This is a genomic window from Streptomyces sp. NPDC030991 (assembly GCF_055571235.1).
This window is the reverse complement of sequence record NZ_JBVIFR010000004.1, coordinates 536,733-556,401: the sequence shown is the minus strand read 5'-3', so window position 1 is coordinate 556,401 and position 19,669 is coordinate 536,733. Positions and strand designations below refer to the sequence as shown.

The 19,669-nt window shown below is 72.5% G+C and carries 15 protein-coding genes, 1 tRNA gene, 1 pseudogene and 1 riboswitch; of the genes and pseudogenes, 9 read left to right on the top strand and 8 right to left on the bottom strand.

The genetic code is table 11. The features are described from left to right. Window positions 1–933, top strand: a pseudogene (locus ACZ45E_RS11235) (NPCBM/NEW2 domain-containing protein); the annotation flags it as partial. A gap of 60 nt (window positions 934–993) precedes the next feature. Here the strand turns inward: ACZ45E_RS11235 and ACZ45E_RS11230 are convergent. Then, window positions 994–4,305: an AfsR/SARP family transcriptional regulator gene (locus ACZ45E_RS11230; protein WP_468219169.1), complete on the bottom strand. Its 3,312-nt coding sequence runs from the start codon at window positions 4,303–4,305 to the stop codon at window positions 994–996. A gap of 474 nt (window positions 4,306–4,779) precedes the next feature. Then, the gene (locus ACZ45E_RS11225) at window positions 4,780–6,882 is read right to left on the bottom strand and encodes an asparagine synthase-related protein (RefSeq protein ID WP_468219166.1); all 2,103 of its coding nucleotides are present in this window, start codon (window positions 6,880–6,882) and stop codon (window positions 4,780–4,782) included. Window positions 6,883–7,485: 603 nt separating this feature from the next. Between ACZ45E_RS11225 and ACZ45E_RS11220 the strand changes: the two genes are divergently transcribed. From ACZ45E_RS11220 to ACZ45E_RS11205, 4 genes are all read left to right on the top strand, one after another. Further along, window positions 7,486–8,907, top strand: a complete 1,422-nt coding sequence (locus ACZ45E_RS11220; protein ID WP_468219164.1) for an MFS transporter — start codon at window positions 7,486–7,488, stop codon at window positions 8,905–8,907. A 76-nt stretch (window positions 8,908–8,983) separates the two neighbouring features. After that, complete coding sequence (gene lhgO / locus ACZ45E_RS11215) at window positions 8,984–10,192, top strand: L-2-hydroxyglutarate oxidase (protein ID WP_468219163.1); 1,209 nt, start codon at window positions 8,984–8,986, stop codon at window positions 10,190–10,192. Window positions 10,193–10,287: 95 nt separating this feature from the next. Continuing rightward, on the top strand, window positions 10,288–11,061 hold the full coding sequence (gene trmB, locus ACZ45E_RS11210) for a tRNA (guanosine(46)-N7)-methyltransferase TrmB (protein ID WP_468219162.1): 774 nt from the start codon (window positions 10,288–10,290) through the stop codon (window positions 11,059–11,061). An 80-nt stretch (window positions 11,062–11,141) separates the two neighbouring features. Beyond that, window positions 11,142–12,452 carry a PrsW family intramembrane metalloprotease gene (locus ACZ45E_RS11205; RefSeq protein WP_468219159.1) on the top strand — a complete coding sequence of 437 codons (1,311 nt, stop codon included), beginning with the start codon at window positions 11,142–11,144 and terminating at the stop codon, window positions 12,450–12,452. Window positions 12,453–12,460: 8 nt separating this feature from the next. Here the strand turns inward: ACZ45E_RS11205 and ACZ45E_RS11200 are convergent, their stop codons facing one another. The 4 genes from ACZ45E_RS11200 to ACZ45E_RS11185 all read right to left on the bottom strand — a co-directional run bounded on the left by ACZ45E_RS11200 (window position 12,461) and on the right by ACZ45E_RS11185 (window position 16,262). Next, window positions 12,461–13,417 carry an aldo/keto reductase gene (locus ACZ45E_RS11200; RefSeq protein ID WP_468219158.1) on the bottom strand — a complete coding sequence of 319 codons (957 nt, stop codon included), beginning with the start codon at window positions 13,415–13,417 and terminating at the stop codon, window positions 12,461–12,463. Between the two features lie 53 nt (window positions 13,418–13,470). Further along, window positions 13,471–14,517 carry a M23 family metallopeptidase gene (locus ACZ45E_RS11195; protein ID WP_468219157.1) on the bottom strand — a complete coding sequence of 349 codons (1,047 nt, stop codon included), beginning with the start codon at window positions 14,515–14,517 and terminating at the stop codon, window positions 13,471–13,473. 10 nt (window positions 14,518–14,527) lie between these two features. Then, window positions 14,528–14,686: riboswitch (cyclic di-AMP (ydaO/yuaA leader) on the bottom strand. A 244-nt stretch (window positions 14,687–14,930) separates the two neighbouring features. Continuing rightward, window positions 14,931–16,034, bottom strand: a complete 1,104-nt coding sequence (locus ACZ45E_RS11190) for a PP2C family protein-serine/threonine phosphatase (protein ID WP_468219155.1) — start codon at window positions 16,032–16,034, stop codon at window positions 14,931–14,933. A gap of 154 nt (window positions 16,035–16,188) precedes the next feature. Then, window positions 16,189–16,262 (bottom strand) — tRNA-Met (locus ACZ45E_RS11185). A gap of 105 nt (window positions 16,263–16,367) precedes the next feature. On the opposite strand from ACZ45E_RS11185, the gene ACZ45E_RS11180 reads away from it, so the two are divergent. Continuing rightward, a complete protein-coding gene (locus ACZ45E_RS11180) occupies window positions 16,368–16,652 on the top strand; it encodes a hypothetical protein (protein ID WP_468219152.1) in 285 nt (94 codons plus the stop codon). 59 nt (window positions 16,653–16,711) lie between these two features. On the opposite strand, the gene ACZ45E_RS11175 is transcribed toward ACZ45E_RS11180, so the two are convergent. Continuing rightward, entirely contained in the window at window positions 16,712–17,119 is a 408-nt protein-coding gene (locus ACZ45E_RS11175; RefSeq protein ID WP_468219246.1) for a rodlin, read from the bottom strand. Between the two features lie 171 nt (window positions 17,120–17,290). Next, complete coding sequence (locus ACZ45E_RS11170; RefSeq protein WP_468219151.1) at window positions 17,291–17,701, bottom strand: rodlin; 411 nt, start codon at window positions 17,699–17,701, stop codon at window positions 17,291–17,293. Between the two features lie 207 nt (window positions 17,702–17,908). On the opposite strand from ACZ45E_RS11170, the gene ACZ45E_RS11165 reads away from it, so the two are divergent. From ACZ45E_RS11165 to ACZ45E_RS11155, 3 genes are all read left to right on the top strand, one after another. Next, window positions 17,909–18,319: a rodlin gene (locus ACZ45E_RS11165; protein ID WP_468219149.1), complete on the top strand. Its 411-nt coding sequence runs from the start codon at window positions 17,909–17,911 to the stop codon at window positions 18,317–18,319. A gap of 219 nt (window positions 18,320–18,538) precedes the next feature. Beyond that, window positions 18,539–18,730 (top strand): chaplin, encoded by a 192-nt coding sequence (locus ACZ45E_RS11160; RefSeq protein ID WP_468219244.1) that lies wholly within the window; start codon window positions 18,539–18,541, stop codon window positions 18,728–18,730. Between the two features lie 115 nt (window positions 18,731–18,845). Next, complete coding sequence (locus ACZ45E_RS11155) at window positions 18,846–19,619, top strand: chaplin (protein WP_468219147.1); 774 nt, start codon at window positions 18,846–18,848, stop codon at window positions 19,617–19,619. The last annotated feature ends 50 nt before the right edge of the window (window positions 19,620–19,669 follow it).

Genomic DNA, 19,669 nt, shown 5'->3' with positions numbered 1-19,669 from the left:
GTCCCCTTAGTTGAGGAAGAAGCAGGGGAGGGGGGAGGAGAGGGATAGGTGGATCAGTGGGGGAGGGGTGGTGCCCCCTCCGGGGGCGGCGCGGCCGGAGGCCCCGCGTCCGAAGGGCTCGGGGCGCCCGCCAAGGCCGGTATCGCGGCCGGTGTCGTGGCGGCCGGGATCGCCGTCGCGGTGGCCATCGCACTGTCCGGCGATTCGAAGCCGAAGCCCGAGGCGAAGGCGGCCAAGCCGCCGGTGTCGCAGCCGGTCCCGCCGTCGAAGCCGTCACCCGAGCCGCCGGAGCCCGCGCCCGAACCCCCGGCCCCGAAGCCGGAACCGTCCCCTCCCGAGCCGAAGCCCTCGGCCTCTCCGGAGCCGAAGCCCACCCCCACGCCGGAGCCGCCCCCGGAGCGGACCCCCGCGCCCACTCCGCCCGAGCCGAAGCCGGTCCCTCCCAAGCCGAAGCCGACGCCGAAGCCGACGCCGCCGAAACCCACTCCCCCGCCGGCCCCGGCCGTCTACCGGTGGAACGAGCTGAAGTACGGCCTCCTCGGCGACGGCACCGAGCCCGAGATGCGGCTCGGCGAGAGCAGCTGGGTGTGGCAGCGGTACGGCATGTCGATCGGCGGCAAGCAGTACGCGAACGGGGTGTCCGTGCACGCCGGGTCCTCCGTCACCATCGACCTCAACCGCACGTGCACCGCCTACGACGCGTTCGCCGGTGTCGACGACATGACGCTGGGGCTGGGAGCGGTCCGGTTCTCCGTCTACGTCGACGGCGCCCGCGCCTGGAGCTCATCGGTCGTCCGGGGCCACGACCCGGCCGTGCCGGTGCACGTCGATCTGACCGGGCACAGGACGATCCGGCTCGTGGCCGAACCGCACACCTCGTTCGGCGCGGTGGGCCTCGCGGACTGGGCCGAGTCCCGGTTCACCTGTAGCTGAGAGACAGGCTCTTGGAGGACAGCGACCGCGGAGCGCGGGGCGATCCGGCGGCGGCCGCCGTCACGACGCCGCCGCGCCCCTCATCAGCACCGTCAGGATCTCGTCCTGGGTGAAGGCCGCTCCCGCCGCGCTCTGCGCCTCGTACTTCGCCTCGCCCAGCTCCGCCCGCGCGCGGGTCTCCAGAGCCGCACGCTCCGCCCGCTCCGGCATCGGGCGGTCCCGGCCGCCCCGCAGCGCGTCGGACGCCGCGAACAGTTGCGCCGCACCCACCACATCGCCGCTCCGGGCCAGCAGTTCGGCGCCGACATCGATCAGGCCCGCGGTCACCGTCTCGGCGCAGCGCTCCGCCGTCGCGTCGCGCAGTACGCCGACGAGGAGCGCGAGCCCGGCCGCGGGGCCCGCCTCGGCAGCCCGGACGCGCGCATCGGCCATGCCCAGCGCCGCGAGGAACTGTGGCGGTGGCGTGGCATTGTCCGCCGCCGAGCGGGCCAGGTCGCACAACTCGCGCGCTCGCACCAACTCGCCGCCCGCCAGTGCGAGTTGCGCCCTCAGCAGGGTGACGAACGCCGTCGTGTCCAGGGTGCCGTGCGTCTCCGCCGCCTCGCTCGCCACGTCGAGGGCCTTCTCCGCGGCGGCCCGGTCACCTTCGAGGTAGGCGATCTCGGCCAGCCGGGCCATCAAGAACGGCGTCTCCGCGTACGCCCCCACCTCGTAGGCGAGGCGCAGCGCCTCCTCGTACTCGCCCTTCGCCTCCGCCAGCCGCCCGCGCCCTATGGCGGCCTCGCCCGCGGCGCTGCTCACCTGGGCGCGCATCCAGCGGTCGCCCACCCGGCGGCTGATCTCCCGCAGCTCCAGGAGGTCTTCGTCCACGCCCTCCATGTGCCCCGGCATGTCGACGGCCACGTGCGTACGGAACATGAGCGTGACGCCGACCTCCCAGTCACCGCCGTACCGGCGGCAGTTGGCGACCGCCGCGTCCAGGGCGGGCCGCACATCGCTCCAGTGGGCACTCTGGACGAGGAACAACGAGAACGGCCAGATGATCCCCGGGAAGCGGGCGCCCTCCGGGCTGGGCGGCTCGAAGGCGGCCCGCACCCGCTCCACGTACGCCCGGTCCTCGTCACTGGCGACGGCGTCCTGCGGCCGCGTCTCGGCGATCAGGAAGAGGGACAGCAGCCGCAGCTTCATCCGCGGCCAGTACAACGGGTCCGCCGGATCGTCCGGGACCGTGCGGTCCGGCATGAGCCGCTCGATGGACTCGATCCAGGCCATGCCCTCCGGCCGGTGGTTGCGCAGCCACCAGAACCAGCCCATGTCCAGCGCCAGGGCGATCGCGCTCTCCTCGTCGGCCAGATCCGGATCGCCCGTCGCACGCGCCAGCGCCGCCCGGATGTTGTCGAGCTCCGTCTCCAGCTTCTCGATCCACGGAAGCTGCTCGGCCGAGCGCACCTTCGGCGCGGCCCGCGCGGCCAGCGCCCGTACGTACGCGATGTGGCGGCGCCGGGCCTCCAGGCGCGACCCCGGGGTCTCCTCGGCGCGCTCCGTGGCGTACTCGTGGATGGTCTCCAGCATCCGGTAGCGCATGCCGGTGTCCGCAAAGACGTGCGCGCCCCGCTGCACCGACGCCACCAGAAGCGACTTGTCCACGAGCGAGCCGACCGTGTCCGCGACCGCCGTCGCATCGCCGCCGCACACCGCCTCCGCCGCCTCCAGGTCCCAGCCGCCGGCGAAGACCGACAGCTCCCGCAGCGCCGCGCGCTCCCGGTCGTCGAGCAGCTCCCAGGACCAGTCGACGACCGCGCGCAACGTCTGCTGACGCGGCAGGACCGTACGGCTCCCGCTCGTCAGAAGGCGGAAACGGTCGTCGAGGCGGTCCGCGATCTGGCGGGGCGTCAGCAGCCTCAGCCTCGCCGCGGCCAGTTCGATGGCGAGCGGCAGCCCGTCCAGACGGCGGCAGATCTCCGCCACGGCCTCCGGGTCGCCGGCCGGGTCGAACCCGGGGCTCACGGCCTGCGCCCGCTCCGTGAACAGGCGGTGCGCCGGATCCGGGGGCAGCGGCTCGACCGGGCGCACCGACTCCCCCGGTACGCCGAGGGGTTCACGGCTGGTGGCGAGGATCGTCAGGCCCGGGCAGTGCGTGAGGAGCGTCTCCGCGAGCTGGGCCGCCGCGTCGATGACATGCTCACAGTTGTCAAGGATCAGGAGCAGCGTGCGGTTCGCACAGTGCTCCATGAGGAGCGCCGTCGGGTCGTCGTGCGGGCCCTGCGACAACTCGTTCGTCAGCAGCACCGTCTCGCGGAGGTCCAACGCGCTGACAACCGCGCCCGGGACCGCCTGCGGGTCCTCCAGCGGCGCCAGCTCGACCATCCAGGCCTGCGGGACCGGGGCGGCGGCCTCCTCTGCCAAGCGGGTCTTGCCGGAGCCGCCCGGGCCCGTGAGCGTGACCAGGCGTGCTCCTCGCAGATCTGAACGGATGGCGGCGAGTTCGGGTTCCCGGCCCACGAAGGAGTTCAGGCGGGGGCGGAGGTTGCCCGTGCGGGTCGGGGGGCGGGGGTCGGGGGAGTGGGGGGCCCGGGGGGTTTGGGGGGTTCGGGGGGTTCGGGAGGGCTGTGTCTGTGGGGGCCGGGGGGCGTGGGGCTCCGTCGGTTCAGACGGGTCCGCCAGCAACTCCGCGTGGAGTCCCGTCAGTTCCGGGCCCGGGTCCGCCCCCAAGTCCTCCGCCAGCGTGCGGCGGGCCTCCTCGTACGCCGCCAGCGCGTCCGCGCCCCTGCCCGCCGCCCGCAACGCCCGGATCAGTAGCGCCCTCAGCGGCTCGTCGTACCGGTGCGTCGTGGTCAGCTCTCTCAGCTCCGGTACGAGTTCGGAGGCGCGGCCCAGCCTCAGGTCCGCGGCCACCCTCGCGCGGGTCGCTTCCAGGCGCAGGGCCTCCGGGCGGGTCGCCGCCGCATGGTCCGGCAGGTCGGACAGCGCGGGGCCGCGCCACAGGGCCAGGGCCTCGCGCAGGATGCGGGCCGCTGTCGCCGGGTCGTTCGCGGCCAGCGCCGCGGTGCCCTCGCGGACCAGGCCCTCGAAGACGTACAGGTCGATGTCGGCGCGGGTCGCCGCGAGTCGGTAGCCGCCGCCGGTCTCCGAAGTGATCGCTCCCTTGCCGAGTGCTCGGCGCAGGCGGCCCACCAGGGCCTGGAGCGCGGCCGTTGGCTCGGCGGGCGGGTCGTCCGCCCAGACGTCGGCGATCAGGGCGTCGGTGGGGGCCGTGTGCGGGGTGTGCAGGGCCAGGGACGTGAGGAGGGCGCGGAGGCGCGGGCCACCCACGGGTATGGCGTTGCCCTTGTCGTCGTGGGCCTGTGTCGCGCCCAGAAGTGTGTACTGCACGTGGGCATTGTCGCCGGTTCGGCGGGCGGGGGCTGGGGCTTTCCGGGCCGGGGCGGGTGGGGCTCTCGGTCCGGGGCTCGCCTCTCCTCCTTGTGGTGGCGGGGCGGCGACGGGGTGCCTCCTCGGCCGGATCCGTTGCCGCGCCTGCTGTACGCCATAGGCGGGTCATCCTGTGCTGGGTTCCCGCGGAGTCCTGCGGGGGCACCCCGACGCCGCCCCTCCCGTCCGATCGCGGGTGCACGTTCGTGGGTGGCTTCGGTCCGGGCTCGCCTTGCCCCCCGTCTCCGTAGCGGGGCCGCGTCGGGGGGCCTCCTCGGCCGGATCCGTTGCCGCGCCACCCGTACGCCATCGGCGGGGCGTCCTGCGCTGGGTTCCTGCGGGGGCACCCCGACGCCGCCCCTCCCGTCCGATCGCGGGTGCGCGTCGTGGGTGGTTCCGGTCCGGGGCGCCCTCCGCATGTGGGGTCCTGGTGCGCTAGCGGCGCGGGCCCGCTCCTAGGGCTCGGTCTGGGATCACGCTGCCTGTCGGGACCGCCTTTGCGCGGGCCGGGGTGCCTGTCCAGCAGGTGCCTCGGCGGGACAGCAGGCGGCGCAGCCACAGTTCCAGGGCGACCAGGTCGGCCAGGCCGTCCAACGGGAGGGGGTCGCCGTCGGCCGCCGCGCGCAGCGCCTTGCGGACCACGCGTGCCTCGATCAGGCCCGTCTGCGCCAGCAGCGGCGTATCGAACAAGGCGATCAAATGGTCCACCGCCACCCGCAGGCCGGTGCGGGCCGCCGCCGCCGAGGAGGCGTGCGAAGGTGCCCCCCAACCCGGTGGCAGGTCGGCCACGCCCGCGCCCTCCAGGACCGAGCGCAGGATCGTCGCGCGGGCGCCCGGCTGGACGCGGAGTGCCTCGGGCAGCGCGCGGCAGGCGCGGACCACCTGGTTGTCGAGGAACGGGGCGTGCAGCCGCTGGAAGCGGATCTCCGCGGCCTGTTCGAGGATGCGCAGGTCCGCCGCCTGGCGGGCCAGCGCTGCGCGGGCCCTGAACTCGCCGGGGCGCTGGCCGGGGCCCGGGCCCGGGCGCGTCGTCCCCTCGTGCAGGCGAACCGATACTTCAGCGAGGGCCTCGCCGGTCAGCCAGCGCGCGGCAGGTCCCGGTCGCGCCCAGGTCAGCGCTGCCAGGGACGCTCCGACAGGGCCGCCCGGCTCGTCGAAGTTGCGTCGCAGAAGCCGGTCCGAGAGGTTCTCGAGGCCCGCCTTGTAGGGCGTACGGGCCAGCTTGCGGGCCGCGCCGTACACGCGCGCGGGCACCGTGAAGGAACCACCACCGTCCGCCTTCGTCAGCGCCGCCACCGGCCGCACCATGTGGCGGCGGCGACGGTCCATCAGGAGGTCGGTCAGGCGGGCCGGATGCGCGTCCAGGACCTCGCGGGCCCCGTAACCGGTGAAGTGGTCGGCGCTCCCGGAGACGAGGCGTGCCCGGTGCCGGGCCGCCGTGACGAGGGTGGCGCTCGGCTCGTCCGTGAGCGGACCGTCCAGGTCCGCGTAGGGCAACGCCTCCTCGCCCGCGGCCACGACCACGTGGTGCAGCCGGGGGTTGGCCGCGATCGCTCCCGCCCGTTCGAGCTCCGACTCGTGGCTGGTCGTGGTGGTCGACATGTCGTTGAAGGTGACCGCCAGGAGGCGCTCGCCGGCCCCCGTGCCGTGGCCCAGGACCGTGCCGGGCAGCCCGGGCAGGCCCGCCGCGAGGAGAGCCAGGGTGCCGGAGGCGGGGCCGCCGGAGAGGTCCGCGCCGATGCCGGGCACGGGCATCCCGCGGGCGGCACGCCGCTCGGCGGGGCCCATACCGGGCACCGGGCCGGGGTCCAGGTCGGTGCCGGGCACGTGCCGGGGCGCGGCGAGCCGGGCGCGTACGGCGTCCACGAGGGCGTCCCGTACTCCGTCCACCGCGCGGTCGGCGTCGATGGGGCCCGCGCCCACCGCCAGGGACGCCACGGCCTCGTAACCGGCGATCTCCCTGGTGCCGGCCCGCAGGATCAGCGCGTGTCCGGGCGGGATGCGGCGCACGCCCTGGTACGGCGTCGAGTCGTGCAGCGCCTCCGGGACGTCGGGGGTGGCGAGCAGCGCGGCGAGGTGGCCCACGTCCAGGTTGGCCTCGATGAGGTCGGCGAGGGGCAGGGCTGCGGTGGCGTACGCCGTGCCGCCCGCCCACGGGGTGTGGAAGACCGGGCGGGCGCCCGCCACATCGCCGATCACCATGACGCGCCGGCCGACCTGGACGACGGCGGTGTAGCTGCCCGGCCAGTTGGTGAGGTGGCGCAGGGCGCCGCCGCGCGCGGCGAAGAGGCCCACCCGCAGTTGTTCGTCGGAGGCGCCGCACACGCCGAGGACGGCGATCCTCGTGTGGTCGTCGACCTTGACGATCCGCACCTCGTCGGGGCGCCAGTCGCCGACCGCCCAGAGCGGATCGGGGTCACCCCACAGGAGTTGGGAGCCGACCGGGTGGACCGTTTCGCCCTCCGCCCCCATGGCTCCCGCGGACTCGAAGACACCGGGCCCAGCGGTGGTACTGCTCCATCCCACCAACCACCGCATCGCTGCCTCCACAACCTGTGGACAACCAAGTGTCCCCATGCTGCCACGAAGGAGGCGCCCGGGAGGGGGCAAGTAGGGAGCGAGACATAGCGTGCACTCCCCTTAATGCGCCCCTTTCGAGCCGTGGTTGAACCGTGGCACCACCACGGCGAGGCAGGACGGCAGGGACGGGATTCAGCCAAATCGGCTGCCGGTGGCCGGAGCCGGACACCCCGCTTCGGCCACTCCGCGCAACGCACAGTCCGGGAGGCGCCTTGCGCCTCCCGGACCGGTCCGCCGCCCGCGGGGATGTAGGCGGCGGTGTCCCCCAGCCCACTGGATCCAGTACAGCGGGCCGACCCACGCAGGTTCCATGCAAGCGCGCACCCCATGCGCGGGTAAGAGCGCACGCACGGGCGCACGGCACCACAACCGGAGCACACGGTCACGGGGCGTGGCCTGCGCCGTATTTCGCAACGGACAACAATCTCGCCATCCGGAACCTTGCCCTTAACGCTTGGGATCCGGCGAACTACGCTGGGTGTACGAATGCCGCGCGGTTATGCCAGGCCGAGAGGTTTGCGAGATGCCGGCGCGGCAGCCGTCTGTGTCGAGGGGTGGCGCATGTCCAGGGAGCTACGCGGACCGAACGAGAAGCTCGGCGCCGTTCTCGCCCTCGCGGGAATCAGCAACGCGGGGCTTGCGCGGCGCGTCAACGACCTTGGCGCACAGCGTGGGCTGACCCTTCGCTACGACAAGACCTCGGTGGCGCGCTGGGTGTCGAAGGGGATGGTGCCGCAGGGCGCCGCCCCGCACCTCATCGCGGCCGCCGTCGGGCAGAAGCTCGGACGGCCCGTGCCGCTGCACGAGATCGGCCTGGCCGACGCGGACCCCGCGCCGGAGGTGGGCCTCGCCTTCCCCCGCGACGTACGGGCGGCGGTGAAGTCGGCCACGGAGCTGTACCGGCTCGACCTCGCCGGGCGCCGGGCGGGCAGCGGTGGCATCTGGCAGTCCCTGGCCGGTTCGTTCGCGGTGAGCGCGTACGCGACGCCCGCCTCGCGGTGGCTGATAACCCCGGCCGACTCCTCGGTCGCCCGCGAGGTGCACCTCACGGAGGAGGGCGCACCCCAGAAGGTGGGCCACAGCGATGTGCTGAAACTGCGGGAGGCCGCCCAGGACGCGAGGCGCTGGGACTCTAAGTACGGGGGCGGCGACTGGCGTTCCTCCATGGTCCCCGAGTGCCTGCGGGTCGAGGCGGCTCCGCTGCTCCTCGGCTCGTACTCGGACGACGTGGGGCGCTCCTTGTTCGGCGCCTCCGCCGAACTGACGCGGCTGGCGGGCTGGATGGCGTTCGACACCGGACAGCAGGAGGCGGCGCAGCGGTACTACATCCAGGCGCTGCGGCTCGCGCGCGCCGCCGCCGACGTGCCCCTGGGCGGTTACGTACTCGCCACCATGTCGCTCCAGGCCACGTACCGCGGCTTCGGGGACGAGGGCGTCGACCTCGCGCAGGCCGCGCTGGAACGCAACCGCGGGCTCGCGACCGCGCGCACCATGAGCTTCTTCCGGCTCGTCGAGGCGCGCGCACACGCGCGTGCCGGTGACGCGCCGGCGGCGGGGGCCGCGCTGCGGGCCGCCGAGGGCTGGCTGGAGCGGTCCCGGGACGGCGACAGCGACCCCTCCTGGCTCGGCTTCTACTCCTACGACCGGTTCGCCGCGGATGCCGCCGAGTGCTACCGGGACCTGAAGGCGCCGCGACAGGTGCGCCGGTTCACGGAGCAGGCGTTGTCCCGGCCCACCGAGGAGTTCGTACGCTCGCACGGTCTGCGCCTCGTCGTGTCGGCGGTGGCCGAGCTGGAGTCGGGGAACCTGGACGCCGCGTGCGAGCAGGGGACGCGCGCCCTTGAGGTGGCGGGGCGCATCTCGTCCGCCCGGACCACGGAGTACGTGAAGGATCTGCTGCACCGCCTGGAGCCGTACGGCGACGAACCGCGGGTGGTCGAGCTGCGGGAGCGCGCCCGTCCCCTGCTGATGGCCCCGGCATAGCGGTGCCAGGTGCCCCCTGTCCCGTACGGATTGTCAGTGGCGTCGGGCAAGATGCAGGAGATGGAGGTGAGGCCCGGTGAGCACGGCTGCGTATGACGGGGATGTGCTGGTGGTCGGCGGTGGGATCGTCGGGCTCGCCACCGCCTACGCCCTCTCGCGCTCCGCACCGGGCACGCGCGTCGTCGTCCTGGAGAAGGAGGCGGGCCCGGCCCGGCACCAGACGGGGCGCAACAGCGGAGTGATCCACAGCGGGATCTACTACCGCCCGGACTCGCTGAAGGCGCGGTTCGCGGTGCGTGGGGCCGCCGAGATGGTCAAGTTCTGCGCGGAGTACGGGGTCGCGCACGCCGTCACAGGGAAGCTGATCGTCGCGACCGAGCGGGACGAGCTGCCGCGGCTGCACGCGCTCGCCCAGCGCGGCCGGGAGAACGGGATCGCGGTGCGTGAGCTCGGCCCCGCGCAGATCCAGGAGCACGAGCCCGAGGTGCGGGGCCTGGCCGCCATCCACGTCGCGAGCACCGGCATCGCCGACTACCGCGCGGTCGCGAGCCGTCTCGCCGAGGCGTCCGGGGCCGACATCCGGTACGGGGCGGACATCGTGCGGATCGACCGGCGGCCCGCGCTCGGTGTCGCCGTGCGGACCGCCGCCGGGGACGTCGTGCGCGGGAAGGTCCTGGTCAACTGTGCGGGGCTGCAATGCGACCAGGTAGCCCGGCTCGCCGGGGACGACCCGCAGATGCGCATCGTGCCGTTCCGCGGCGAGTACTTCGACCTGGCCAGACCCGAGATGGTGCGCGGCCTGGTGTACCCGGTGCCGGACCCGGCGTTCCCGTTCCTCGGGGTGCATCTGACGCGCGGCATCGAAGGCAGCGTCCACGTCGGGCCGAACGCGGTGCCGGCGCTGGCCAGGGAGGGTTACGACTGGAGCGTCGTCCGCCCCCGCGAGCTGGCGGGGACGCTGGCCTGGCCCGGTTCGTGGCGGATAGCGCGGCGCCACTGGCGGTACGGGGCGGGAGAGCTGCGGCGCTCCGCCTCCAAGCGCGCGTTCACCGACGCGGTGCGCCGGCTGATGCCCGCGGTCACGCCGGACGACCTGGTGGCGGCGCCCGCCGGGGTGCGGGCGCAGGCGGTGCTGCGGGACGGCACGCTCGTCGACGACTTCCTGATACGGGAGAGCGCCCGCACGGTCCACGTGCTGAACGCGCCGTCGCCCGCGGCCACGGCCTCCCTGCCCATCGGCCGGGAGGTGGCCCGCCGGGCGCTCGCCGCGCTCGACTCGGCGTAGCCCCTGCCCCCTACCCCCTGCCTCCTGCCCCCTGCCCCCTGCCAGGTCACGGCCTGGGGCGGCACTGCGGTGCGGACCCGTAAAATCGTCCCACTGTGTCTGAGTCCGAATCGCCCAAGCTTCCCGCCCCGCCCGAGCGCCCGAACGAGCCGCGCTTCCCCGACGGGCCCCGGCCCGACCCCGCAGGGTCGCACTTCGAGCGGCGCATCCGCAGCTTCCAGCCGCGGCGCAGCCGGGTCACCACCTCGCAGGCCGACGCGTTGCGGCGGCTGTGGCCCCAGTGGGGCCTGGACATCGACGGGCAGCGCGTCCTCGATCTCGCCGACATGTTCCCCGGTGTCGAGCGGGTCGTCCTGGAGATCGGCTTCGGCATGGGCGAGGCCACGGCGCGGATGGCGGCGGACGATCCGTCGACCGGGATCCTCGCGGTGGACGTCCACACGCCCGGCCAGGGCAACCTGCTGAACCTCGCCGATCGCGGCGGCATGACGAACGTACGGGTCGCCAACGGTGACGCGATCATCCTGCTGCGCGCGATGCTCCCCGAGAACAGCCTCGACGGCCTGCGCGTCTACTTCCCCGACCCCTGGCCGAAGAAGCGGCACCACAAGCGCCGGCTGATCCAGCCGGAGTTCCTCTCCCTGGCGGCCGGACCGCTCAAGCCCGGGGCGCTGGTGCACTGCGCGACGGACTGGGAGGAGTACGCGGAGCAGATGCTCGAGGTGCTCGGCGCCCACCCGGACTACGAGAACACCCGGCCGGAGGGCGGCTATGCACCGCGCCCGGAGTTCCGCCCCCTGACCCGCTTCGAGGGTCAGGGCCTGAACAAGGGGCATATGGTGCACGACCTGCTGTTCCGGCGCCGGTAGCGGGTCCGGCCCCGGAGTCCGGGGTGGAAGGGGCCCGAGGCCCCGTCGCGGCGCACCGTATCCCTCGTTAGGGTCAATGTGTGGCTTCGTACCCCGGCTGCCCGCCCCACCAGGACCACGCCCCCGGCGCCCGGCCGCCCGGCGCGGTCCCGCATCCGCGCTGGTGGGAACGGAAGGGCGTCCGGGTCACGGCGCTGGCCGCGCTGCTCGCCCTGTCCGGTGCCGTCATCGTGGCGCTGGTCCGGGAGCAGACCGGCACAGAGGGCTTCCTGGTCGGGCTCGGCCTGGCCGTGCTGCCCGTGCCGCTGCTGATAGCCGCGTTCCGCTGGCTGGACCGGGTGCGGCCAGGACCCTGGCGGAACCTGCTCTTCTCCTTCGCCTGGGGCGCCTGCGCGGCAGCCCTGATAGCGATCGTCGCGAACAGTTTCGCGACCCGGTGGATCGAGACCGCCACCGCCGACCCGACCGGCGCCGACACCCTCGGCGCCACCGTCATAGCGCCCGTCGTCGAGGAGTCGGCGAAGGCCGCGGCCGTGCTGCTCGTCTTCCTGTTCCGCAGACGGGACTTCACCGGCATCATCGACGGCGTCGTGATCGCCGGGGTCACCGCGACCGGCTTCGCGTTCACCGAGAACATCCTGTACCTCGGCAACGCCTTCGGCACCGACAAACTGGCGGGCACGGGCCCCGGCCTCACCTCGGTGACAGCGGCGACCTTCTTCGTGCGGATCGTGATGTCGCCGTTCGCGCACCCGCTGTTCACGGTGCTCACCGGCATCGGCTTCGGGATCGCGGCGGCCGTCGCGCCCGACCGCGGCCGGGTCCGCCGCCTGCTGCTGCCGCTCGCGGGGCTGCTCGCCGCGATGGGCATGCACGCCTTCTGGAACGGCTCGTCGTCCTTGGGCGAGTACGGGTTCTTCGCGGTCTACGCGGCCTTCATGGTGCCGGTGTTCGCCCTCGTCACCTGGCTCGCCGTGTACGTACGCCGTCGCGAACTGCGCACGGTGCGAGCGGAGCTGTCCGCCTATGTCGTCGCCGGCTGGCTCGCGCCGCCCGAACCGTTCGCCCTCGGCTCGCTCAAGGCCCGCCGCCTGGCCCGGGAGTACGCCGCGCACTACGGCGGCAAGGAGGCGGACACGGCGGTCGCCGAGTACGAGTCGTACGCGACCTCGCTCGCGCTGCTGCGGCACCGCGGCCGCAGGGGCCGGGCCGGCGCCGATTTCGTCGTACGGGAGCGGGAGTTGCTCGACGCGCTGTGGGAGCGCCGCGGCTTCGCGCGCCCCGCGCTGGCGTACGCCTCCCGGATCGCGGCGCCGATGTGGCGGCCACCGGTGTACGCGGGCCCGCCGATGCCGCAGGGACCCGCGTACAACCCGTACCGCTATCCGTAGCCAGGCGCTCAGGCGGAGGCGTCGGTGAGGCGGCCGAGCTCGGCGTCCGTGAGCTTCAGGTCCGCCACCGCGAGCAGCGCCGGCAGCTGTTCGACCGTGCGCGCGGACGCGATCGGCGCCGCCACCGTGGGCTGCGCGGCGAGCCAGGCCAGGGCGACCGTGGCGATCTCGGCGCGGTGCGCCTCGGCGATCTCGTCCAGGGCGGTGAGGACCTTGCGGCCCCGCTCGGTCTCCAGGTGCTTGGCGGCGCCCCCGGCCCGCGCGCTGTCGACCGTGACGCCCGGCCGGTACTTGCCGGTCAGGAAGCCGGAGGCCAGCGCGTAGTAGGGGACGGCGGCGAGGCCCGCACGGGAGGCGATGTCCTGCCGGGGCCCCTCGTACGTGTCGCGCGAGACGAGGTTGTAGTGCGGCTGGAGGGCGACGTACCGGGCGAGGCCCTCGCGGTCGGAGAAGTCGAGGGACTCCTGGAGGCGCTCGGGCGAGATGTTCGACGCGGCGATGGAGCGCACCTTGCCCGCCTTCACCAGTTCGTCGAGGGCGCCGATGATCTCCTCGACCGGGATCGTCTCGTCGTCGTCGAAGTGCGTGTAGTACAGGTCGATGTGGTCGGTGCCCAGGCGCTGGAGGGAGGCGTCGGCGGCGGCCTTGATGTTGGGGCCGCGCAGGCCGGGGAAGTCGGGGTGGCGGGCGACCTTGGTGGCGATGACGACGTCGTCGCGGTTGCCGCGGGCCTTGACCCACTTGCCGATGATCGTCTCCGACTCCCCGCCCTTGTTCCCCTCGATCCAGGCCGAGTACGAGTCGGCCGTGTCGATGAAGTTGCCGCCGCCGGCGGTGTAGGCGTCGAGCACCGCGAAGGAGGCGGCCTCGTCGGCCGTCCACCCGAACACGTTGCCCCCGAGGGAGAGCGGGAAGACCTCCAGGTCGGAGGAGCCGAGCTTGCGCAGAGCGGGAGAAGAAGTCATGCCCTGCTTCAACGCCCCCACGGAACCGGGTATTCCGCGGGGGCGTACCGGGGTCAGGGGGTGAGGCCGTTGCCGCGCAGCCACGCGGCCGGGTCGACTCCTGTGGCGTCGCCTCCGGGGTGGACCTCCAGGTGGAGGTGGGCCCCGGTGACATTGCCGGTGGCGCCCACGCGGCCGATGACGTCGCCGGTGCTGACCTTCTGGCCGACGCTGACGTTCATCGAGGACTGGTGGCAGAACCACAGCTCGGTGCCGTCGTCGAGGGTGAGGATCGTGCGGTAGCCGTACGCGCCCGCCCAGCCGGCCTCGGTGACGGTGCCGCCGTGGATCGCGTAGATCGGCGTACCGGTGGAGGCCGCGAAGTCGAGGCCCGTGTGGTAGCCGGAGGACCAGAGGGAGCCGGGCTGTCCGAAGGTGCCGGTGAGCGTGTACGAGGCGACGGGGAGCTTGAAGCTCTTGGCCAGCTTGGCGAGGCGCTCGGCCTCGGCCTTCTTCTTGGCCTCCTCCTCCGCCTTCTTCTTCTCGGCGGCGGCCTTGGCCTCGGCCTTCTCCTGCTTCTCCGCGGCGTCGGCGGCGGCCTTCCGCGCGGCGGCCTCCTCGGCGACGGCCTGCGCCTTGGCGTCGGCGGCGTCCTGCTGCGTCTCGGCCTGCTGCATGATGCGGGCGCGCAGCGCCTCGCCCGCACCCGACTCCCCGGTGCCCACCATGGTGAGCGGGGCGGCCGAGGCGGCGTCGGCGGCGGAGCCGGAGCCGGAGCCGTTGGACATGAGCGCGCCCACGCCGGGCAGCGACGCGGCCTCGGGCAGCGAGTCCTTGACGGCGGAGAGGTCGGGCATGGAGATGTGGACGGCGGGCTTGCCGCCCTGCGCGGTGGCGATGCCGCCCGCGCCGACGGCGGCGATCACGCCGACGCCGAGGACCGTGGAGCTGCGGGCGAGTCCGCCGCGCTGGCGGGCCACGCGGTGCCGGCCGCGGACGGGACGGACGGACTCCTCGGTGGGGTTCCACTCCTCCCAGCTCTCCCGCTCGACGCCGAGGCCGCCATCGGCGGAGTCGGCGGAGAACCCGGAGAACTCGGGGGCAGGACGGTTCGACGCCACGGGGGCGCTCTCCTTTCCTTCCTCTCGCCTACCGGGTTAGCTGACGGGTTCGGAGCAGGAAGGTCTCCTACGAGCACGGTCCGGCGCCCGAAAAGCGACGGAACGATGCCTGATTCACCCCAAGTTGGTGGTTCCCCGGCTCCCTTGCGGGATTGAGCGTGTGCGCGCGGAGCCATCTCTTGTGACGGCTGGGACGACCGCGCTGCGTTATCGAACGTTAATAGACAGCCGATAGTAATTCCAAGCTGTTCCCACTGATCGTTCACGTCTCTGGCCTGGACTTAACGGGGCACTACCGGGCGGAATCGGGCGAGTTGACCGCCGATTCCGGCACAGGCCAAACCTGTCATTTTCTGACGGTGTGTCAATTGTTATGCGCAGGGATGCCGTTCGATCACCCCTCGTGACGTTGATCAAGAGCGCCGTACGGCGAGCAGCGCCATGTCGTCACTGGCGCCGCCCCCGGTGTGCAGGCGCACCTCTTCGGCCAGCGTCGCGAGGAGCTCCTCGGGCCCGGGGAAGACGCGTCCGGCGAGCCGGGCCGCGGGATCGTAGAAGACGCCCCCCGCGTCCCGCGCCTCGGAGAGCCCGTCGGTGTAGAGCAGCAGCGTCGCCGCGGACGGGAACTCCGTCTCGGTGGCCCGGTCCGGCCAGGAGCCGAGCTCGCCCAGGCCGAGCGGCAGCGCCGCCTCCGCGGGCGTGATCACCTGGACCGTACCGTCGCCGCGCAGCACGACGGGCTCGGGGTGGCCGCGGTTGAGGACGCGCAGGAGGTGGCCGCCGTGCGGGATCTCGGCGAGCACGGCGGTGGTGAACCCCTCGAAGTCGTCGATGCCGCGCCGTCGGCTGCCCTCCCTGGCCAGCGCCCGCTCCAGCCGCTGGGCGACCGCCTCCAGGGTGCCCTCCTGCTCGGCGGCCTCACGGAAGGCGCCGATGACGACGGCCACGGCGGCGACCGCGCCCATGCCCTTGCCGCGTACGTCCCCGACGACGAACCGCACCCCGTGCGGGGTGTCCTGCACGGCGTACAGGTCACCGCCGATGAACGCGTCGGCCTGCGCCGCCTCGTACCGCGCCGCGACGGCGAGTCCCCCGATCCGCCCGGCCGGTTCCGGCAACACCGCGAGCTGGGCCGCCTCCGCGATCTGCCGGGCGGAGGCGAGCTGCTCGTCGCTGCGGCGCTTGATCCGGTTGATGAAGCAGGCCAGGACGCACACCGTGGCGACGGTCGCCATCTCGGTGTAGACGCCGGTGGTGAACGCCCCTTCGTATCTGAGGTGCACGGCGACGATCGCGGCGATCGAGACGGCCCCGGCCGTGACCGTGCCGGCCAGCGAGAAGAACGGGGCGACGACCAGCGGCGCGGCGCTGAACAGGGGGGAGCCGGCGAACTCGGACGGGGTGCAGTACTCGTAGACCGCGCCGCCGGCGATCAGCAGCAGCGGCAGCACGCGGAGGAAGGCACGCGTGCCGACGGCGTCCGCTCCGTGGCTCTGCCGCCCTCCTCGCTGCCCCACCACTTGTCTCCTGCCACGTCCGCGCCCGGATTCCGGCGTCTCACCAAGGGTTCCCGGGGAGGGGGCCGGGGGCGAGCGCTACTGCTCCGTCCGGGTCAGGACCCACCAACAGAACGAGGCCGGAATCTCGAAAGATTCCGGCCTCGGACTTCAGTAGCGGGGACAGGATTTGAACCTGCGACCTCTGGGTTATGAGCCCAGCGAGCTACCGAGCTGCTCCACCCCGCGTCGATGAATGCAACACTACGCCATCAGGGACGATGAAAGCGAATCGCCCGGCCGGGGGCCTCTTCGTCCCGTGTCCGTCGCCTCTTGTGCGCCGTTAGAGAAGACATGACCTCAACTCGACGAGCCATCACCGCTGTCCTGCTCGCAGTCGGAGCCACGGCGATCGTGGCACCCGCCGCGCAGGCCGACACGACCCCGAACGCGGCCGGCAACACCATTTCCCCCACCGCGACGCTGGACGCGGTCTCCACCATGGCCATTCCGGCCGCGCACCGCGACAAGGTGCCCCACACGGCCGAGCAGCTCACCGGCCTCAACCAGCTGAACAAGCTGAACGAGCTGCACCAGGTGACGGACCTCGTGGCGCCGGTCACCAACCTGCTCGGCTAGTCCAGGCACCCGGACACGCGAGAGGGGCAGCTGCGCTCGGCAGCTGCCCCTCAGGTGTTTCAGCCGTTCTGCGTGCCGTTGGCAGAGAGGACCGGGATGTCGTCCAGGATGTGCGACAGCGGCTCGTCCTCCTTGGCCTGCGTGGAGTTCTCCGCGCACTGCTGGTTCTGCGGGGCCGACAGGACCGGGATGTCCTGGACGCCGACGTTGACCAGACCCACGATGTTCTGGACGTTCGCCTTGACCGGCAGGCCCACGCAGAGCTTGTTCAGCGTGCCCTGGACCAGGGTGAGCTGCGGACTCTGGTTCCCGTTGGCGGAGGAGTTGCCGAACGCCTCCTGGGCCCCGTTGCCGCTGGCCGAAGTGGTGCTCCCGTCGTCACCGATGGCCAGAGCCTGAGGAGCAGCCACCGCCGACAGGCCGGCGATGGAAGCGGCGATCGTTGCGGTTGCCCACAGCTTCTTCATGCGAATTCCCTTCATGAGCGAACTCCGTTTACGGAGCTACGGTTAGACAACTGGCCAGGATTACGACGGTTGCGGGCCCTGACCCATTCGGCGTAATACCTACGGACTACGCGTTCACGCGTGAAAAGCCGGGCCGCCGATCACGGCGGCCCGGCTCGTACGCCACTCGGATCAGTGGTTACCGGTTCCGTTGGCGGAGAGGACCGGGATGTCGTCCAGGATGTGCGACAGCGGCTCGTCGCCCTTCGCCTGCGTCGAGTTCTCGACGCACTGCTGGTTCTGCGGGGCCGACAGGATCGGGATGTCCTGGACGCCGACGTTGACCAGACCCACGATGTTCTGGATGTTGGCCTTGGCGGGCAGACCGATGCAGGGCTTGTTCAGCGAACCCTGGATGAGCGCCATCTGCGGGCTCATGTTGCCGTACGTCGCGGAGTTGCCGTACGACTGCTGGGCGTTGTTGCCGCTGAAGGAGGTCGTTCCGCCGTCATTGCCCTCCGCCAGGGCCTGCGGCGCCACCGCCGCAGAGATGCCGACGAGAGACGCGGTGACGGCGGCGGCAGCCACAGCCTTCTTCATCATGGGGGTTCCCCTTCAATTGGTTCCGAGAGCATCTTCATCAACTCGGCGACAGGCGGTTTGGTTGCCCACATTCACCCGGATGGGGTCCGGCACGCCGTAGGGATTATCAGACTCTCGGCACAACGGGTGAACTTGCGGAACCATCGCGTTCCCGGGGAGTTGTTCCTTTCGCAGTAACCGGTGCCTGTCAGAAAAGGAACAGAAAAAATGCTCAAGAAGGCAATGGCTGCAGCCGCAGTCGCCGTGTCCGTAGTCGGCATCTCCGCCGCGGCGGCCCCCCAGGCGCTCGCGTTGGGTGACGACAGCGGCACCACCTCCGCCAGCGGCAACGGCTCGCAGCAGGCGTTCGGCAACTCCTCGACCGACGGCGACATGAGCCCGCAGCTCAGCCTGGTCCAGGGTTCGCTGAACAAGCCCTGCATCGGTCTGCCCGCCAAGGCCAACATCCAGAACATCGTGGGTCTGGTCAACGTCGGCGTCCAGGACATCCCGATCCTGTCGGCCCCGCAGAACCAGCAGTGCGTCGAGAACTCGACGCAGGCGAAGGGCGACGAGCCGCTGTCGCACATCCTGGACGACATCCCGGTCCTCTCCGCCAACGGTACGCAGAACGGCTGATCAGCCGCCGCGCACACAGCCCGGGCCGTCCGCAGTCTTCTCCTGCGGACGGCCCGGGTTTTTTATTGGTCGTCTTTATAGTTCATCTTTATTGTTCGTCGCCCGGACGGCACAGTTTCCTCACTCCGTGGTGGCTCGTTTGCTGTGTGCAGAGCCCCTCGGTAAAAGGAGAGAAACATGTCCCTCAAGAAGAGCGCCACGATCGTGGCCGGTGCGGTCATGGCCCTTGGTATGGCGGCCCCGGCCTTCGCCGACGCCGGTGCGCAGGGGGCGGCCGTGGGCTCCCCGGGCGTTCTGTCGGGCAACGTCCTGCAGGTCCCCGTCCACGTGCCGGTCAACCTCTGCGGCAACAGCATCGACGTGATCGGGCTGCTGAACCCCGCCTTCGGAAACCCCTGCGTCAACGACTGACGCGGGAACCGCAGTTTGTCTCCCAGCCGACCCCGGTGCCTCCGTGCTCCGGGGTCGGCTTCGAATGTGAAGCGGGAAAGGAAACCCATTGAGGCAGGCACTGAGAATCGGAGCAGTGGCAGCCGCGGCGGCGACGGGCATGCTGGCCGTGCCGGGGGCCGGCGCGGCCGCCCTGGCAGGTGACCAGGGGCAGTCGAGCGGTTCTCCGGGTGTGCTGTCGGGCAATTCGGTCTCGGCTCCGGTGTCGGTCCCCGTCGACGTCTGCGGCAACAGCGTCGACCCGGTGGGCGCGCTCAACCCCGCCACGGGCAACAGCTGCGCCGGGACGGACCCCGGCTCCGGCGCCGTCGCCTCTCCCGGGCCCGACCGGCAACCGCGTGCGTCGAGCGGCTACGGCGAGGACACGGCCGAGCGCGCCCCCGAGGCCCCCGCACCCCATACCGCGAGCGCGACGCAGTCCGGCGGCGTCCTGTCGGGCAACTCGGTGCAGGCCCCCCTGGACGTCGGCCTGAACCTGTGTGGCAACACCGTCGACGTGGTGGGCGCGCTCAACCCGGCCCTGGGCAACACGTGCGCGAAGGACGGGGACGCGACGGCGGTGCCGCCACCCGCCGGGCAGGAGCGGCCCCCGGCGCCGCACGAGGGTCCGGGCAAGCCGCCCGCCATCAGGTCCGTCCCCGCCTCGCACCAGATGATCGAGGCCGAGCGGCCCGTACGGGCGTCGGGTCCGCACACGATGGCGGAGGTCGACCGGCCGGCGCCCGCGGCGCGGGAGCAGCTCGCCGCGACGGGCACCGACGAGAACCTGCTGTCGGCGGCTCTGGCCGGGGGCTCCGCGCTACTGCTCGGCGGCGGGATCCTGTACCGCAGAGCGGCGGTACGACGCTGAATGCCGGCCGGGAAGAGCTACCAACGCTCTTCCCGGCCCTCTGAGGACGG

Excerpts from the sequence above, each read along its gene's own strand:
- ACZ45E_RS11225 (WP_468219166.1), bottom strand. The coding sequence starts at position 6,882 with ATGCGGTGGTTGGTGGGATGGAGCAGTACCACCGCTGGGCCCGGTGTC.
- ACZ45E_RS11220 (WP_468219164.1), top strand. The coding sequence starts at position 7,486 with ATGTCCAGGGAGCTACGCGGACCGAACGAGAAGCTCGGCGCCGTTCTC.
- ACZ45E_RS11200 (WP_468219158.1), bottom strand. The coding sequence starts at position 13,417 with ATGACTTCTTCTCCCGCTCTGCGCAAGCTCGGCTCCTCCGACCTGGAG.
- ACZ45E_RS11180 (WP_468219152.1), top strand. The coding sequence starts at position 16,368 with ATGACCTCAACTCGACGAGCCATCACCGCTGTCCTGCTCGCAGTCGGA.
- ACZ45E_RS11175 (WP_468219246.1), bottom strand. The coding sequence starts at position 17,119 with ATGAAGAAGCTGTGGGCAACCGCAACGATCGCCGCTTCCATCGCCGGC.
- ACZ45E_RS11170 (WP_468219151.1), bottom strand. The coding sequence starts at position 17,701 with ATGATGAAGAAGGCTGTGGCTGCCGCCGCCGTCACCGCGTCTCTCGTC.
- ACZ45E_RS11165 (WP_468219149.1), top strand. The coding sequence starts at position 17,909 with ATGCTCAAGAAGGCAATGGCTGCAGCCGCAGTCGCCGTGTCCGTAGTC.
- ACZ45E_RS11160 (WP_468219244.1), top strand. The coding sequence starts at position 18,539 with ATGGCCCTTGGTATGGCGGCCCCGGCCTTCGCCGACGCCGGTGCGCAG.